This window comes from Pseudobacillus wudalianchiensis, from assembly GCF_001685015.1.
GTDB lineage: Bacteria > Bacillota > Bacilli > Bacillales > Domibacillaceae > Pseudobacillus > Pseudobacillus wudalianchiensis.
This window is the reverse complement of record NZ_MAYT01000001.1, coordinates 527277-543007: the sequence shown is the minus strand read 5'-3', so window position 1 is coordinate 543007 and position 15731 is coordinate 527277. Positions and strand designations below refer to the sequence as shown.

The window sequence follows — 15731 nt, the reverse complement described above, 5'->3', positions numbered from 1 at the left end:
AATAAGGGATAGAATATGTATATAGAAGGTTTTTACATCTGTTAATTACGAAAGAGGGTATAAGATGAGTGAGCAAAAGCCGGTTTACGGCGGGCAGGCCCTAGTAGAAGGCGTCATGTTTGGGGGAAAGCATCATACGGTGACAGCCATTCGCCGGAAAGATCGTTCCATCGAATTCTTTCATTTGCCAAGAACGCCAAAACCTGTTTTACAAAAATTAAAGAAAGTTCCTTTTTTGAGGGGGATTTTTGCCATCCTCGATTCGGCCGCAACCGGTTCTAAACATTTAAATTTTGCGCAGGAGCGGTATGATGTAGATCCTGAAGATGACGGACAACTAAATGACGAGGCCGAACCATCTAAATGGACGATGGTCCTCGGTGTAGCAGCTATTGGTATTCTATCTTTTTTATTCGGAAAGTTTATTTTTACACTCGTTCCAGTATTTCTTGCTGAACTTACCCGCCCCATCTTTTCAGGCGACTTTGCGCAAATTCTAGTTGAAGGCTTTTTCAAGCTGGTTCTCCTGCTTGTTTATATTTATTTAATCTCCTTAACTCCACTCATCAAACGAGTGTTTCAATATCATGGAGCTGAGCATAAAGTAATCAATGCCTTTGAAAGCGGGCACCCGTTAACAGTGGAAAATGTGCAGGCGGCTTCACGTCTCCATTACCGCTGTGGGTCTAGTTTTATTTTATTTACAGTCATTGTTGGGATTTTTGTTTATATGCTCGTTCCAACAGACCCGCTTTACGTTAGGGTACTCAACAGGGTGGCTCTTATTCCCGTTGTTCTCGGCATCTCATTTGAAGTCTTACAGCTAACAAACAAACTTCGGGATGTTCCTGTTCTTCGTTACTTAGGTTATCCTGGCCTGTGGCTGCAGCTCTTAACAACGAAGGAGCCGGAAGATGATCAAGTAGAAGTAGCGATCGCTTCATTTGAGAAGTTGCTAGAAATGGAAGAAAGCACGAAAAAGGGATTAAGTACAGAGGAAATTGTCTAATATGTAAATAACAGCTTATTTAACAGCTCGTTAGGAGGTGGCTTTTTTGACAATCCGGTCAGTCATTGCCTATACACTCATGGGACTCGCTGCCATTGGTTTAATTTCCATGTTGCTTTACTCACCTGGAGCTTTAGCAAGGCAGCTCATTATTCTTGCGGTTACTGCTGTAGTTATTTATTTTATTTACCGTCTTGTCATTCAAAAGCGACTTGGCGGTGGTTCAGAAGACAAGGCGTTTGCAAAAGCAGCGAAAGAATCAAAGAAACGGCTGCAAAAGCACCAAAAACCTTCCTCTTCCTCATCTGTTTCTTCGAAAAAGAAAAAACCTTTCCGTAGAAAAAGAGCGAATCACTTAAAGGTCATTGACGGAAGAAAAGGTAAAAAAAACAACCGGGCGTCCTCTTAACCCCCGGTTGTTAATAGCACCATCTCTTTAAAAATGCCTCTGTATAACTGCGCCCTACTTGAATGAGGGCGTCTTTTTTTTCGTCTGATAAGTCGAAATCCGTCACGGCTGTACCCTCCACGGGAATAAAAACGATATTTCGTTCATGCCTTCTCGAAATGTATCTTGCATCGTGCGCATCTTTCATCGTATGAAACATCGCGCTAAACAGATCTGCTCCCGTATTGATCTGTCTCGGCATCCTCATCGTTCTTGTACTTAATTTTATACCGAGCACTGGCCGTTTTTGCTTTTTCTCCTCATCAAACAGCCAGAGAGGAAAATTGCTCAGCATGCCGCCGTCCAATATAAGCGCCTTGCCATGTGGCACAGACAGTTTGACCGGCTGGAAAAAATAAGGAAGCGTGCAGCTCATCCGCACGGCCCGAGCAATCGGAAAGGTATGTGGATTAATTCTGTAGGAAGGCAAGTCGTCGGGCAATGTGAGGATTCGGCCGTTCGTAATATCCGACGTTACGACCCGTAATGCTTCAGGTGCCAAATCGCCAAATGTCCGAATCCCCTTTTGCATAAGCAAGCCATCAATCCACTGCTCCAGCTTCTTTCCCTTATACAAGCCAAGTGTGAAGTAAATCTTTAACCACCGGACAAATGGCAAATCAAATAATGTATCATCAAGCAGCTGTTTTCCCTCTACTTCTTTGATCACTCTCTTTAATTCCACGCTCGTATACCCAGCTGCGATTAAGGCCGCCATAATGGCGCCAGCGCTCGTGCCTGCTAATCTCGCAAATCTTAATCCTCTACTTTCAATGGCCTCATAGGCGCCAATAAGAGCAAAGCCTTTAATCCCTCCCCCGGAAAAAACCCCGTCAATATACATGTCCTTTTCTCTCCTCTCTCCCTTTCTTCTTATATGTGTAATCAGAGAAAGCTTGGCCTAGACGAAAATCTTACAAGTTGAGGGGAGGTGAACTGTATTTTTCTCCGCGTTCAGGGAACGAGTGCTATGTTTTTCACTTATGATCCACTCTAGAAAAATTTGTACTAAAACTATAAAAAACAGCCCCCGGATTGACTTCCGGGAGCTGTTATATAGGAAATGTTTACTTTTTATAGACCGCATTTAAGCTGAGCGCCACAGTTTGTGCATGTATTGCAGCCGCCCATTTCTTCTACTGTTCCTTTGCGGCAAACAGGACAAGTATTTCCTACTTCACTGCCGATCGTTACATTGGTCGAGCGGATTTCTTGAATCGTATCCACGAGCACGACATGGTTCTCATGTTCTTTCGGTTTTGATTCTTCTTGTTCATCAAAGCTATTTTCTTCTGCTTTTAATGTCAAGACCTGAGAGTCACGGCTGCCGTCTACGTATACGGTGCCGCCTTTAGCGCCGCCTTTGTAAAGACGCTCGTACACTTTTTCTACTTGCTCCACTGTGTAGCCGCGCGGAGCGTTTACCGTTTTCGAAATGGAGCTGTCAATCCAGCGCTGGATTACACACTGAACATCAGCATGCGCTTCAGGGGCAAGGCTCATCGCCGTTACAAACCATTCCGGTAATTGGTTCGGATCTGCCTCTGGATGACGATCCAAATATTCTTTTACGATGTCTGCCTTCACTTCAATAAATTTCCCTAAACGTCCACTGCGGTAGTACGTGAAGGAGAAGTAAGGCTCTAAACCGGTAGATACTCCAACCATCGTTCCAGTGGATCCCGTTGGCGCCACAGTTAAGAGATGAGAGTTGCGAATGCCGTTTTCAATAATCGACTCGCGAACATCTTCCGGCATTTTCTTCATATAACCTGTTTCAATGAATGCCTGGCGCAAACGATTAGTCTCTTCCTCTGTTTCTCCTTCAAGGAATGGGAAGCTGCCTTTTTCTTTTGCCAGTTCCACAGAAGCTCTGTACGCTGTTGTCGCAATCGTTTCAAACACTTTGTCTACTAGTTCGTTACCTTCAGGCGAACCGTATTCTTTCTCACAGTAAATTAATAGATCAGCAAGACCCATTACCCCAAGACCGACACGGCGTTCACCGAGTGCCTGCTTTTTATTTTCTTCCAGGAAGTAAGGCGTTGCATCGATAACATTATCCTGCATTCTTACCCCTGTACGGACTGTTTCTTTCAGCTTTTCAAAATTAACCGTTTTTGTTTCTTTATCTGCCATTTCTGCCAGGTTAACAGCAGCCAAGTTACAGACAGAAAATGGTGCGAGAGGCTGCTCTCCACACGGATTCGTTGCTACAACCTGCTGGCCGTATGCTTTTGCATTCGTCATGTCATTCGCATTATCAATAAAGAAAATACCTGGTTCAGCAGAGTAGGTCGCACAAATGTTGATCAAGTTCCACAATTCACGCGCCTTGATCTTACGGTATGTACGCACGGCATGTCCTTGCTTTTTCCACTCCCGTACATCGCCGACTTTGTGCCAGTTTTCGTTATAATAGGCCATCTCTTCTTTGCTGTACGCTTCAACAGCCGGAAAACGCAATTCATAGTCCGCGTCTTTCTCGACCGCTTCCATGAACTCTTTCGTTAAGCAGATAGAAATATTAGCACCTGTTAAAAACTCAGGATTATGAACTGTGTACGTTCCGCCTGTTCTTAACTTCTCTTCTGCTTCTTTAATAATTTCAGCGCTGAAACCGCCGTAGCCCGGAATGTTTTTGTAATTTACCACTCCTTGATACATGGCTTCTTCGCGTTCAGTGAGCGGCTTGAAGTTCAGCTTGTCCTTCGCCGCTTTTTTGATTTGTTCATCTTCTGTATTTTCAAGCAAATAGCGTAAAATACGCGGGTTTTGCATTTTGGAAATGATAAATTCTACGATATCTGGATGCCAGTCCGCTAGCATGATCATTTGGGCACCACGTCTAGATCCACCCTGCTCAACAAGATGCGTTAATTTCGCAATGTCATCAAGCCAGGAAACGGATCCGGATGATTTTCCGTTGACGCCTTTAGCGAGTGTGTTGCGTGGGCGAAGGGTAGAACCGTTCGTGCCAACACCGCCGCCGCGGCTCATAATTTCCATCACTTGCTTGCGATGTTCAGAAATGCCTTCGCGTGAATCAGGAACGAATGGCATAACGTAACAGTTAAAATACGTTACATCCGTCTGTGCTCCTGCTCCATAAAGAACGCGTCCCGCTGGAATAAAGTTTAAGTTCACAAGCTCTTGATAAAATTTCTCGAACCACTCTTTACGCTTTTCTTCCGTTTTTTCTACAGAAGCGAGGCCTGTTGCGTTTCGTTTAGCAATTTGCTCGTAGTAAATTTCTAGAGGCTTTTCAATCACATCAAGAGGACGGCGGATAAGGCCTGTTTCTTGTTCTTCCGCATCATCTAATGCACCGCGGAATTCTTCATCCACAAGTACTTCGGCTTTTTTCTCCTGCCAGTCAATGCTGGTAATAAAGCCAACACCTCTCGCTGGAAACTTCGGATCCTCTTTAATCGTTAACACAACAAAATCGCCTTCCGTTAACGTGACTTTCTCTGTGTCTTTAAACGAATAGCGGTCGATCATAACAAGACGTGAAACCCCTTTGTGAGTGATTTTCATATCAGGGGTGACAGGATGAACTTGAGGGAAGACGCTGATGTCTTTGTTCAATCTGTCAATGTTGAGGGACATATTCTTTTGTGACGCAACAGACATAATCACAGCTCCTTTTCTTCTACATATTTCACAGTCATTTAAACATTCTATACCCATGTATTCTGACTAAAAACTCAACAAACACAATATATTGTGTTTGTTTTTCTTGATACATTACTATATATTGAGTTAAAAACATTTTTTTGTCAAGCTGACAAACGACCGCCTTCCGACATAAAAACGCGATCAAACTAGGGAAAACAACGATATTACCAATACAAGAAAATTTTTCGTGCTCGGCCTTCACGTAGCTTTCTTCTTTTTTCCGCAAAAAAAGAGAACAAGCCTAAAGGCTAGCTTCTCTTTCGCTTGATGATTCATCTTTTAAAATTCCATTCATCTGAAGCGTATTTTTCTTTCGCAAGCCGCTCAATGTAGGCTAGTTCTTCTGCCGTAAATTCATACGGTTCAAGCTCAATTCCAAGACCTTCCTCAAACCCTTTTCTGAATGCTTCGCCTGCCATATCATAAGTCACTCTATTTGGGCTAATATCGTTAATGGCAACGGCTTTATTTTTAAATGCCCGCTGCATTCTCTCTTTTACCCGTTCATTCGAGTATGTAAATAAACTGAACAGCTTATCTTCATCTAGATCCAACAAGATGGAGCCGTGCTGCAAAATAACACCTTTTTGTCTCGTCTGGGCACTTCCTGCTACTTTTCGGCCTTCAACGACGAGTTCGTACCAGCTTGGCGCATCAAAACAAACAGATGAGCGCGGGTTTTTCAAGCTGTCTTTCTCCTCTTCTGTCCGCGGAACTGCAAAATAAGCCTCTAGACCAAGGTGATGGAACCCTTTTAAGATTCCCTCAGATATCACTCTGTATGCCTCTGTCACCCCTGCTGGCATATTTGGATGCTCCTCCGTAACGATGACACTATACGTTAACTCATGTTCATGAAGCACGCCTCTACCGCCAGTTGGACGGCGGACAAAGCCAAGACCATGCCGTTTAACAGCCTCCAAATCAATTTCCTTTGTTGCTTTTTGAAAATACCCAATTGACAACGCTGCTGGTTCCCAGCCGTAGAAACGAATCACAGGCGGGATCTTTCCTTCGCTATGCCATTCTAATAGCGCCTCATCCATTGCCATATTGAATTCTGCCGTCTGCCGGCCGGAATCAACAAATCTCCAAATCTCTTTTTTCATGGTGATTGCCGCCTTTTTCATGATAAATTCACCCACTTAGTGTATCAAAAGCAGAGACAAAAACAAAGAGTTATCGCTCGTTTATTTCTTTTGATTCTTCCCGCAGCCACGTTTATAATAGAAATCAGTGCATGTTTACTAGGAAGGGGTGTATCCATTGCTTTATACAATAGCTGCCATTTTAGGCGCCATCATTCTGTATACTTTATATATGTATTTTTCCCAGAAAAAAGCGGTCAAATCGCTCTCCCAGGAAGAGTTCATTAAAGGGTACCGCAAAGCTCAGCTCATTGATGTCCGTGAACCGAACGAATTTGAAGCGGGTCACATTTTAGGCGCACGCAACATTCCGCTTACACAAATGAAAACGCGCATGAAGGAAATTCGTCCGGACAAGCCCGTGTATCTGTATTGCCAAAGCGGCCTGCGCAGCGGCAGAGCTGCTCAAACATTGTACAAAAAAGGCTACCGCGATTTATATCACTTACAAGGCGGGTTCAAAGGCTGGACTGGAAAAGTAAAAAGCAAGTAAAAAACTGCCTCCTCCGAGGCAGTTTTTCTATTGTAAACATTTAAGCGTTCTGCAATTCCCGCTCGTAACGAAGAACTGGCTTACGAGCTGCTGCTGTTTCATCAAGACGGCCAATGACGGTTGTATGCGGCGCTTCTTGAACGATTTCTGGGTTAGCTTCTGCTTCCTTCGCAATTTGAATCATAACGTCAATGAAAGCATCTAGCGTTTCTTTCGACTCTGTTTCAGTCGGTTCGATCATAATACATTCTTCCACATTTAATGGGAAGTAAATTGTAGGTGGATGGAAACCGAAGTCTAACAGACGCTTAGCAATGTCAAGCGTACGCACCCCAAGCTTTTTCTGGCGTTTTCCGCTGAGTACAAATTCGTGCTTACAATGACGGTTAAACGGCAAGTCAAAATAAGGAGCAAGTCTGCGCATCATATAGTTAGCGTTTAATACCGCATATTCTGTTACCGCTTTTAAGCCGTCTGGGCCCATTGAGCGGATATACGTATAAGCGCGAACATTAATGCCAAAGTTTCCGTAAAACGGTTTTACGCGGCCAATGGACTGCGGGCGGTTATAATCGAAACGATAGACGCCTTCTTCTTTCACTAGAACCGGTTTTGGCAAGTAAGGAATTAAATCCTTCTTCACGCCGACTGGACCAGAACCCGGTCCGCCGCCGCCGTGAGGACCCGTAAATGTTTTATGGAGATTTAAGTGAACCACATCAAATCCCATATCCCCAGGACGGGCTTTTGACATAACGGCATTTAAGTTGGCGCCGTCATAATACACCTTGCCGCCGACACCGTGAATAATTTCAGCGATTTCTAAAATATTTTCTTCAAATAAGCCAAGTGTATTTGGATTTGTCAGCATGAGCGCTGCAGTTGTCTCATCCGCTACCCGTCTTAAATCTTCTAAATCTACTAAGCCGTCTTCCCCAGACTTCACCGTTACCGTTTCAAAGCCGGCAACTGTAGCAGAGGCTGGGTTTGTACCGTGAGCAGAATCCGGTACAATTACTTTTGTACGATTAAAGTCCCCGTTTTCTTCATGGTAAGCACGAATCATCATTAATCCCGTCCACTCACCCTGAGCTCCTGCTGCTGGCTGTAATGTCACTTCATCCATGCCTGTAATTTCTTTTAAATGCTCTTGAAGGTCGTACAATAACTCCATTGCTCCTTGTACAGTTTCTTCTTGTTGAAGGGGATGCACATGAGCAAAACCTTCAAAACGAGCAACGTCTTCATTAATTTTCGGGTTGTATTTCATCGTACAAGAACCAAGCGGATAAAATCCAGAATCCACACCATGGTTTCTATTTGATAGCGCTGTGTAATGACGCATAATATCAAGTTCAGAGACTTCCGGAAGTTCCGGCTCTTCCTCACGTAAATATCCTGCAGGCAAAAGGACAGACAAATCTGCTTCTGGTACATCTAATTCAGGCAGACTATAGCCAATCCGCCCTGGTTGAGACAATTCGAAAATAAGCTCTTGGTCCTTCTTATTCATGGCTATCCCCCAATTCTTTTGCAAAAAGTTCAATTTCTTCTTTCGTCCGCAGTTCTGTCACAGCAACGAGCATGCAATTTTCAAGGCCATCGTAAGTAAGACCAAGGTCGTAACCGCCAATAATGCCTTTTTCAAGCAGCTTTTGGTTTACTTCTCTTACCGGTTTATTGAGACGAATAACAAATTCATTAAATATAGGTCCGTCAAACAAGACTTCTACTCCATTTTGCTTTAACGTCTCTCTAGCAAAAAATGCTTTTTGCAAGTTTTGTGTCGCGATTTCACGTACACCTTTTTTACCTAAAGCTGTCATAGCTACACTGGCTGCAAGAGCGTTAAGTGCCTGATTGGAGCAAATGTTAGAAGTCGCTTTGTCACGACGGATATGCTGCTCGCGTGCTTGCAGTGTCAATACAAAGCCGCGTTGTCCTTGATCATCATGCGTCTGGCCAACGAGACGGCCTGGCACTTTACGCATCAGCTTTTTCGTTACTGCAAAATATCCGCAGTGCGGTCCGCCAAATTGAGCCGGAATGCCAAATGGCTGAGCATCACCGATCACAATATCAGCACCAAATTTCCCTGGAGGTGTCAGTGCACCAAGAGCAAGTGGATTAGAAGAAACAACAAACATGGCTTTTGCGTCATGAGCCGCTTTTTCTACTTCAGAAAGTGACTCAATCGCACCGAAGAAGTTAGGATATTGAACGATTACAGCTGCTGTATCGTTATCGACTAATTCATTTAGCTGATCAATGTCTGTTACTCCATTTTTGTGTGGAATTACCACTACTTCAATGTTTTGGCCTTTTGCGTAAGTCGCTAACACATCACGTGACTCTGGATGAACCGTTTCTGATACGAGTACTTTCTTTCTTTTCGTCTGGCCAGCGCTTAGCATAGCTGCTTCCGCCAACGCTGTGCCTCCGTCATACATAGAAGAGTTCGCTACATCCATACCTGTTAATTCGCAAATCATCGTTTGGAATTCAAAGATCGCTTGCAGTTCCCCTTGGGAAATTTCCGGCTGGTACGGTGTGTAAGCTGTGTAAAATTCTGAACGAGAAATAACGTGGTCTACAATAGACGGCGTATAGTGATCATATACACCTGCCCCTAAAAAGGAAGCATATTGTTTCGCATTGATATTTTTAGCAGCCATTGCGCTTAATTCTTTTTTCAACGCTGGTTCTGCTTTTGCTTCTTTAATATTGTATAATCCCTGAAAACGTACTTTTTCAGGAATGTCGGCAAATAATTCATCTACCGTTTGGACACCTATTGTTGCAAGCATTTCCTTTTTATCCGTTTCTGTCATCGGCAAGTAACGATGCTTCATTATATTCCCCTTCTCTCTTTCTTATTTTGAGCGTTTATAAAATGGTGGTCTTACTGTTTTAGCTGTTAATTTTTTGCCGCGGATTTCTACTTGCAGCTCTTGATCAGGTACCGCATACTCTGCTTTCACTAAAGCCAGACCAATATTTTTCTTCAACGTTGGTGATTGAGTACCTGTCGTTACATGACCCACTTCTTCTTCACCGGAAAAAACAAGATAGCCGTGACGAGGAATTCCCCGATCTATCATCTCAAGACCAATCAATTTCCGCTTCGGACCATTTTCTTTCTGCTCTTTCAACACTTCTAGGCCAATAAAGTCCTCTTTGTTTGTCTTTACTGCAAAACCTAAGCCTGCTTCAAGTGGTGAAATATCATCAGCTAGCTCCTGTCCATATAAAGCAAGGTTCGCTTCAAAGCGTAAGGTATCGCGCGCACCGAGTCCGCATGGAAGAAGACCGTCTTCTTTGCCAGCCTCTAAAAGATCTTCCCATAGCTTAGGGGCATCTTCACTTCGGCTATAAATCTCAAAGCCATCTTCTCCTGTATAACCAGTTCTTGATACAAGAGCTGGTATCCCGTTAATTCTAACTTCCTGCTTAAACTTAAAAGGCTTAATCTCACTTAAATCCACATCAGTCACTAGCTTTTGCAGGATTCCTTCAGCAGCTGGACCTTGAATGGCGAGTTGTGCCCAGTCTTTTGATACGTTTTCAACTTCTATATTTCCTGCTTGATGCTTCTTCAGCCAATCAAAATCTTTATCTGTATTCGCTGCATTCACAACAAGTAGATAATCATCTTCAGCTAGCATGTAGACGAGCAAATCATCGACAGCTCCGCCTTTTTCATTACACATAATCGTATAGATTGCTTGATCTGGCTGGAGCTTTGACAAGTCGTTCGTCATCATTTTTTGCAGAAAGGCTAAGGAGTCTTTTCCCTTTACTGTAATTTCTCCCATATGAGAAACATCAAAAAGCCCTGCCTTTGTGCGGACAGCCTCATGTTCTTCTTTAATACTTGAAAATTGAACAGGCAGTTCCCATCCTCCAAAATCAATCGTTTTTGCTCCAGATCGCTGGTACGATTCAAACAATGGTGTGCGCTTTAATTCTCCCATTTCCCTACCCCTTTCATTGTCTTCCTGCGGTTCAGCCCATTATTTTTGCATAAAAAAAGACAGAGAACAGCTTTTACAAGTTGTTCTCTGTCCTTGAACCTGAAAGTTTAACCTGGTAAACAGGCTGTCTTCTTTGGTGGTTTCGTTAACGAAACGCTCTCCAGAGTCGCGTCCAGCAAGAGTTCTTTTGCCTGAGAGATTCACAAAAAGCTTGTTTGCTCCTTCGGCGCTGTATAAACAGTCTCTCCCCTCGCCTTCATTCGCTATATTTAGTTAATAAATGGGCATACTATGAACATCGGATTAGAGTAAATCAACAATATTCGCTTTTTTGCAAAATGACATAATATTTTGTTCACTTACATCCTACCATTAAAGGTAAGGTTTCGGCAACATATTTTATAAAGGAGTTTTTCAAATGGATGTGGAAATTTATTTCGATCATAGCTGGGAAGAGGAATTAGAAAAAAGAATCGAACAGGATGGGCCTTGGGGGAGCTGGCCGCTTTTTCAATCAACCATTAATATGGAAAGACGAATGATGGTTCCGGATTTTGAAGGATTGTTAGCTCCTAGCTTTCTGCCGGAACTTACGGCTCTTCCTCATCAGCTTGAAGCAGCTAGAAGAGTAGTGGAAGAAATGAATGGCAAAGCTATTTTAGCGGATGAAGTGGGACTCGGCAAGACAATCGAAGCTGGGCTAGTATTAAAAGAGTATTTGATTCGCGGCCTCGTGAAAAAAGTTTTAATCTTAGCCCCGGCTTCTCTCGTTTCTCAATGGGCCCATGAGTTAACTACTAAATTTTATATTCCTGCTATTGCCCAAAAGAAGTTTTATGCCTGGGATGAGCATGATATCGTCATTTCCTCGATCGATACAGCCAAACGAAGCCCGCACAAGGAAAAAATTTATGAACAAGACTATGACTTAGTTATTATTGACGAAGCTCATAAATTAAAAAACCATAAAACAAAAAACTATCAATTTGTCCGTCACTTAAAAAAGAAATTTTGCCTATTACTCACAGCGACACCTATTCAAAACCGGCTTGATGAAATGTTCCATCTCGTTTCGCTATTAAAGCCTGGTCATTTGGGAAGCGAAGGACAATTTAGTGAGCAGTTTAAAAAAGGAGACCGGCAAGTACAAAACCATCACCATTTAATTAAGCTCATGAATAAAGTGATGATTCGTAACCGTCGGCAGGATACAGGTGTGGAGTGGACAGCCAGAAAAGTAGAATCCGTTAAAGTGACTTTTACAGAGGAAGAACGCTCGCTCTATCAAGCTCTTGAACAGCTCGTCCGCAGCCAGCCAGATGATGTACGGTCTGCTTTTTCCTTGCTTACTTTGCAACGAGAAGCCTGCAGCAGCAAAGAAGCCGTCTTTTTCACCTTAAGAAACATGGCGAAGAAGCTGAATGGAAACCATCTTGATTTTCCAGAGAGTTTTCAAAACGCTTTGTCACATATACAGAACATTACGCACAACTCTAAAGCAGAAAAAGCACTTCAACTCGTTCAATCGATTAATGACAAAGTAATTATTTTTACTGAATACCGAGCAACGCAACTATATTTACAGTGGTTCTTTAAACAAAACGGGATTACATCCGTCCCCTTCCGCGGTGGGTTTAAACGCGGAAAGAAAGATTGGATGAAGCAGCTTTTCGAGAAGCAGGCTCAGGTTTTAATCGCGACGGAAGCGGGCGGCGAAGGATTAAACCTGCAATTTTGCCACCATGTCATTAATTTTGACCTTCCCTGGAATCCGATGCGACTAGAACAGCGGATCGGCCGTGTTCATCGATTCGGACAAACAAAAGATGTGTGCATTTATAACTTCAGCATTGAAAATACAATTGAAGACCGAATTCTGCAGCTGCTCTATGAAAAAATCCATCTATTTGAGCAGGCTGTCGGGCAACTAGATGATATTTTAGAGAGAATCGATCTTCCTAATATGCAGGAACATTTAGTGGATATTTTTCAGCACTCCAAAACAGAAGGAGAGCTGCATGTCAAAATGAAAAATCTTGAAGCGGCCATCGAATTAGCCAACGAGTGGAAAAAAGAGGAGGAGCGCTTTAGTGAAGAACGAAATTCATCTATTTCTTGAAGACTATTTTAAAGCCACTGAATGTGCTTTTTTAGAGAAAACAGAAGGGTCACTTAGTGTCAAACTAACGCCTGCCATTGATAAAGAATTGATGAATCGGCCTTTTTATTGGCATTATGCCGAAAAAACTGGAATGAAAGCGGAGCCGCTTTCCGTAACCTTCATTACCGATCAAACCAAAATACCAGCTGATCTTGAAGGGGAATCTATCCACTTCGGCACTCCTCGTCTGCAACAGATTTTCCAATCAGCGAAAGAACATACCCGTTTTATCCGGCTTTACGAACAAAGAGCCACCGGCCATCGCCAGCCGCTTCATCCATGGCTTTTAATAAATGTAAAAGTATCCTACGAAGCCAATCATAAAAAAGATATCTTTTATTCACTTGGCCTCAATTTAATTAACGGAGTGATTCAAGAAGAATTCATGGACGTACTCAACCGTAAACAGCTCGTATCAAAAATCCCTGATTTTTCTTTTACCATTACTCCCTTAATTAAACCAAAAAGCGGCGTTAAGCGATTGCAGCGCTTTTTAACCTCCCAGCTTGAAAAAGAAAATCATCAATGGGCGGTAAAAGCACAAAAAGAATGGGAGGAAGACCTCCTCCTGCTTGATTCTTTTTATGAAGACGAAGAAAAACCTGAGGCTTATTTTATCGAAAAAGCGGCATTAGAAAAACAATATTCGCCAAAGATCGATGTGAATATTATTAATGGCGGAGTGATTTACTTGCATTCCTAAATAAAAGCGCTGCGCCATCACTTTTTATAAAAGAGCTGGCGCAGCGCCCAAGGAAGCAAACCAAACCATCTAGAAGAAAAGGCCGCACGCCCAGCCCGTTTCTGGTAACGTTTTTCTCTTCTTACTTGCTTCGGTTCATTCCAATAACTAAGAAACGTTGCAATAAAATATTTTACGTATTCGTTCACAAACACCGCCTCCTGCAGTCGGTGTCATTTTTTCCAATTTCTGCTCGTTCTAAACACCTGCTATTCAATCCAGCGGACAATTTGTCGATCGGCCATGCTATAAATTACCCTTGTTGAAAATCTTGTTTCTGCTTTAGCCGTCTTTAAATGAATCGCTACTAATTCCTCTGTCTCGTCTGGTATCACTTTATATGTGACATCCCCACGATCTGTGCGGTAAATACCGGAAATTTCCTCTCCATTTTCCAGAAGCACGAAAATTTCCTGCAGTGCCATGAACTCTATCACTTTCGTTTCATAGTAGTCTGTTAAAAACAAAGCTGTTTTCTGCTTACTGACAAAGATTCCCGTTCCAAACATGGCCGCTGTGCAAACAACGGTAAAGAGAAGAATCGTGTAAGGGAGAAGAACCCCCTTTTCATTACTGATCAAGCTTTTCATATCGCTTCCCCTGCAAAAAGATGAAGATGCGCTCTTTCCTTTTCACCGTTTTTAAAAACAGCTCTTGTGCATAGTGATGAACCGCACGGATAAAATTGCACAGAAGAAACTTCCTGCAAAATTATTTCATGTCCTCTGCCTCCAACTCTTCTCCTTATCCCCTCTTTATATTTCTCAATTGAAACCACTTCACCTTCTTGTATAAATGTGATTTGCTCATCTGTTATGTTCAGAGAATGAGACATATATAACTCTTTTCGCAGCTGCAGTATAAACAACTCCCATTCCGTTCTTCTTTCTGGAGCAAGCTGCTCCTCCATCCGATAGACAGTCCCGTAGATAAGAGGAAAGAGAGCAGCCATACTAATAAAAATCATTAAAACAAATAAAGACTCTACCATCGTAAAGCCATTATTGTTTGTTAATACAAGAAGCTTGTCCCGATACTTTAAAGCAAGCGGCTGCCTTCGTCGTTTCCCAGGAAATATCATACTGCTCTCCCTCCTCTTCATAAACGACTTGAAAGTCCTTTCCTTCAAGCAGCCTCTTTCCACTCTCCTCGTATAAGAACCTCATTCCTTTTTGCCGCTCCCATAGAACTTTAGACTGTCCTGTCATTTGCACCATTAACGGCAGAATAGAGGCAGCCAGCATCACAATTATCATTAAAGAAAGCAAGCTTTCTGCAAGCGTAAAGCCTCGTTCATTGTTCCGTAACATAAAATCTCCCCTTACCAATTTGAAAAACCAGCGAGATGTACCGACTTCCATATCTAAAACGAACGGTACCAAAGTTATTTGTATTCCCGTTTGGCAAAAAAGATAAAACCGTTAATGAACCATCCATATAACGAATCGTATCAGGCATGTTTCGTTGGACTAAAAAGCTTGCAGTAGAAGTGAGGGATCGAATTGTATAACAATTTTCTGTATAGAAGAACTTTACCTCTACTTTTTCCTGCCTGGCGATTGCATAAGACTGAGCGAAAAAAAGATCAGCCTGCAGTTGATTAAGAAACTGTTCTTTCTCGAAATGAGCAGCGAGCTTTGGAAAAGGAAGCACAGCGATAGAGAGTAAAACGATTATAACTGTAAGCACGATCATCGTTTCCATGAGAGTAAAGCCTCTCTCTTCTTTTGGTAACCACAATCTTTTATGGAACAATGGATACTTCCCCATCTGTTCCAACCTTTAACTGGTCTCCATTCGGACAAGCCGTCTCATCATCTCTTAAATACCCTTTATCGGCCATTTCCTGAATGGTCGAAGGAAATTTATTAAGATCAATCCGATAAGCTTGTACCTGGCCTTGCACCATGTGTTTAAACGCTGTACATCCTTTTTTATTAATGCTATTACTCTGTTTTGCTACATTTGGTATAGCGATAAATAACAACACTGAAATGACTAATAAGACAATCATCATTTCAATGAGGGTGAAACCAGCCTCATTTTTATAGATAAATCTTTTCCTCAAGAATAGA

17 protein-coding genes and 2 riboswitches are annotated in these 15731 nt (G+C 42.5%); of the genes, 5 read left to right on the top strand and 12 right to left on the bottom strand.

The window, feature by feature from the left end:
* Positions 1-64: 64 nt before the first annotated feature.
* Together A8F95_RS02765 and A8F95_RS02760 are read left to right on the top strand one after the other, a co-directional pair.
* Positions 65-1009: a DUF1385 domain-containing protein gene (locus A8F95_RS02765; protein WP_065409121.1), complete on the top strand. Its 945-nt coding sequence runs from the start codon at positions 65-67 to the stop codon at positions 1007-1009.
* A gap of 46 nt (positions 1010-1055) precedes the next feature.
* Entirely contained in the window at positions 1056-1418 is a 363-nt protein-coding gene (locus A8F95_RS02760; protein WP_077247181.1) for an SA1362 family protein, read from the top strand.
* 10 nt (positions 1419-1428) lie between these two features.
* Here the strand turns inward: A8F95_RS02760 and A8F95_RS02755 are convergent, their stop codons facing one another.
* From A8F95_RS02755 to A8F95_RS02740, 3 genes are all read right to left on the bottom strand, one after another.
* Positions 1429-2301 (bottom strand): patatin-like phospholipase family protein, encoded by an 873-nt coding sequence (locus A8F95_RS02755; RefSeq protein WP_065409120.1) that lies wholly within the window; start codon positions 2299-2301, stop codon positions 1429-1431.
* A 230-nt stretch (positions 2302-2531) separates the two neighbouring features.
* Complete coding sequence (locus A8F95_RS02750; RefSeq protein ID WP_065409119.1) at positions 2532-5093, bottom strand: vitamin B12-dependent ribonucleotide reductase; 2562 nt, start codon at positions 5091-5093, stop codon at positions 2532-2534.
* 317 nt (positions 5094-5410) lie between these two features.
* Positions 5411-6247: a lipoate--protein ligase family protein gene (locus tag A8F95_RS02740; protein WP_065409444.1), complete on the bottom strand. Its 837-nt coding sequence runs from the start codon at positions 6245-6247 to the stop codon at positions 5411-5413.
* A 211-nt stretch (positions 6248-6458) separates the two neighbouring features.
* Between A8F95_RS02740 and A8F95_RS02735 the strand changes: the two genes are divergently transcribed.
* On the top strand, positions 6459-6779 hold the full coding sequence (locus A8F95_RS02735; RefSeq protein WP_049666608.1) for a rhodanese-like domain-containing protein: 321 nt from the start codon (positions 6459-6461) through the stop codon (positions 6777-6779).
* A 40-nt stretch (positions 6780-6819) separates the two neighbouring features.
* Here the strand turns inward: A8F95_RS02735 and gcvPB are convergent, their stop codons facing one another.
* The 3 genes from gcvPB to gcvT are packed head-to-tail and all read right to left on the bottom strand — an operon-like array spanning position 6820 to position 10753.
* Positions 6820-8292 (bottom strand): aminomethyl-transferring glycine dehydrogenase subunit GcvPB, encoded by a 1473-nt coding sequence (gene gcvPB / locus A8F95_RS02730; RefSeq protein WP_065409117.1) that lies wholly within the window; start codon positions 8290-8292, stop codon positions 6820-6822.
* Positions 8285-9631 (bottom strand): aminomethyl-transferring glycine dehydrogenase subunit GcvPA, encoded by a 1347-nt coding sequence (gene gcvPA, locus A8F95_RS02725; protein ID WP_065409116.1) that lies wholly within the window; start codon positions 9629-9631, stop codon positions 8285-8287. Before gcvPA ends, gcvPB begins: the two co-directional genes overlap by 8 nt.
* 21 nt (positions 9632-9652) lie before the next feature.
* Positions 9653-10753 carry a glycine cleavage system aminomethyltransferase GcvT gene (gene gcvT / locus A8F95_RS02720; protein ID WP_065409115.1) on the bottom strand — a complete coding sequence of 367 codons (1101 nt, stop codon included), beginning with the start codon at positions 10751-10753 and terminating at the stop codon, positions 9653-9655.
* A gap of 85 nt (positions 10754-10838) precedes the next feature.
* A riboswitch (glycine riboswitch) is annotated at positions 10839-10919 on the bottom strand.
* A 3-nt stretch (positions 10920-10922) separates the two neighbouring features.
* Positions 10923-11013: riboswitch (glycine riboswitch) on the bottom strand.
* Between the two features lie 158 nt (positions 11014-11171).
* Between gcvT and A8F95_RS02715 the strand changes: the two genes are divergently transcribed.
* Positions 11172-12872 carry a DEAD/DEAH box helicase gene (locus A8F95_RS02715; RefSeq protein WP_065409114.1) on the top strand — a complete coding sequence of 567 codons (1701 nt, stop codon included), beginning with the start codon at positions 11172-11174 and terminating at the stop codon, positions 12870-12872.
* Entirely contained in the window at positions 12844-13617 is a 774-nt protein-coding gene (locus A8F95_RS02710) for a YqhG family protein (RefSeq protein ID WP_065409113.1), read from the top strand. Before A8F95_RS02715 ends, A8F95_RS02710 begins: the two co-directional genes overlap by 29 nt.
* Before the next feature lie 17 nt (positions 13618-13634).
* Here A8F95_RS02710 and A8F95_RS21520 read toward each other — a convergent pair whose 3' ends face one another.
* From A8F95_RS21520 to comGC, 6 genes are read right to left on the bottom strand one after another with little or no spacing between them, the layout of a single operon-like run.
* Positions 13635-13805, bottom strand: coding sequence for a YqzE family protein (locus A8F95_RS21520; RefSeq protein WP_176713600.1), 171 nt, complete (start codon positions 13803-13805; stop codon positions 13635-13637).
* Between the two features lie 60 nt (positions 13806-13865).
* A complete protein-coding gene (locus A8F95_RS02705) occupies positions 13866-14246 on the bottom strand; it encodes a competence type IV pilus minor pilin ComGG (RefSeq protein WP_065409112.1) in 381 nt (126 codons plus the stop codon).
* Positions 14243-14737 carry a competence type IV pilus minor pilin ComGF gene (gene comGF / locus A8F95_RS02700; protein ID WP_176713599.1) on the bottom strand — a complete coding sequence of 165 codons (495 nt, stop codon included), beginning with the start codon at positions 14735-14737 and terminating at the stop codon, positions 14243-14245. Before comGF ends, A8F95_RS02705 begins: the two co-directional genes overlap by 4 nt.
* On the bottom strand, positions 14658-14966 hold the full coding sequence (locus tag A8F95_RS22010; protein ID WP_065409110.1) for a type II secretion system protein: 309 nt from the start codon (positions 14964-14966) through the stop codon (positions 14658-14660). Before A8F95_RS22010 ends, comGF begins: the two co-directional genes overlap by 80 nt.
* Entirely contained in the window at positions 14950-15426 is a 477-nt protein-coding gene (gene comGD, locus A8F95_RS02690) for a competence type IV pilus minor pilin ComGD (RefSeq protein ID WP_065409109.1), read from the bottom strand. Before comGD ends, A8F95_RS22010 begins: the two co-directional genes overlap by 17 nt.
* Entirely contained in the window at positions 15401-15724 is a 324-nt protein-coding gene (gene comGC / locus A8F95_RS02685; RefSeq protein WP_281181729.1) for a competence type IV pilus major pilin ComGC, read from the bottom strand. Before comGC ends, comGD begins: the two co-directional genes overlap by 26 nt.
* Positions 15725-15731: the final 7 nt, after the last annotated feature.

Bases quoted from the DNA above. Each gene is read 5' to 3' on its own strand.
- A8F95_RS02765 (WP_065409121.1), top strand. From the start codon at position 65: ATGAGTGAGCAAAAGCCGGTTTACGGCGGGCAGGCCCTAGTAGAAGGC.
- A8F95_RS02755 (WP_065409120.1), bottom strand. From the start codon at position 2,301: ATGTATATTGACGGGGTTTTTTCCGGGGGAGGGATTAAAGGCTTTGCT.
- A8F95_RS02750 (WP_065409119.1), bottom strand. From the start codon at position 5,093: ATGTCTGTTGCGTCACAAAAGAATATGTCCCTCAACATTGACAGATTG.
- A8F95_RS02740 (WP_065409444.1), bottom strand. From the start codon at position 6,247: ATGAAAAAAGAGATTTGGAGATTTGTTGATTCCGGCCGGCAGACGGCA.
- A8F95_RS02735 (WP_049666608.1), top strand. From the start codon at position 6,459: ATGTATTTTTCCCAGAAAAAAGCGGTCAAATCGCTCTCCCAGGAAGAG.
- gcvPB (WP_065409117.1), bottom strand. From the start codon at position 8,292: ATGAATAAGAAGGACCAAGAGCTTATTTTCGAATTGTCTCAACCAGGG.
- gcvPA (WP_065409116.1), bottom strand. From the start codon at position 9,631: ATGAAGCATCGTTACTTGCCGATGACAGAAACGGATAAAAAGGAAATG.
- gcvT (WP_065409115.1), bottom strand. From the start codon at position 10,753: ATGGGAGAATTAAAGCGCACACCATTGTTTGAATCGTACCAGCGATCT.
- A8F95_RS02715 (WP_065409114.1), top strand. From the start codon at position 11,172: ATGGATGTGGAAATTTATTTCGATCATAGCTGGGAAGAGGAATTAGAA.
- A8F95_RS02705 (WP_065409112.1), bottom strand. From the start codon at position 14,246: ATGAAAAGCTTGATCAGTAATGAAAAGGGGGTTCTTCTCCCTTACACG.
- comGF (WP_176713599.1), bottom strand. From the start codon at position 14,737: ATGATATTTCCTGGGAAACGACGAAGGCAGCCGCTTGCTTTAAAGTAT.
- A8F95_RS22010 (WP_065409110.1), bottom strand. From the start codon at position 14,966: ATGTTACGGAACAATGAACGAGGCTTTACGCTTGCAGAAAGCTTGCTT.
- comGD (WP_065409109.1), bottom strand. From the start codon at position 15,426: ATGGGGAAGTATCCATTGTTCCATAAAAGATTGTGGTTACCAAAAGAA.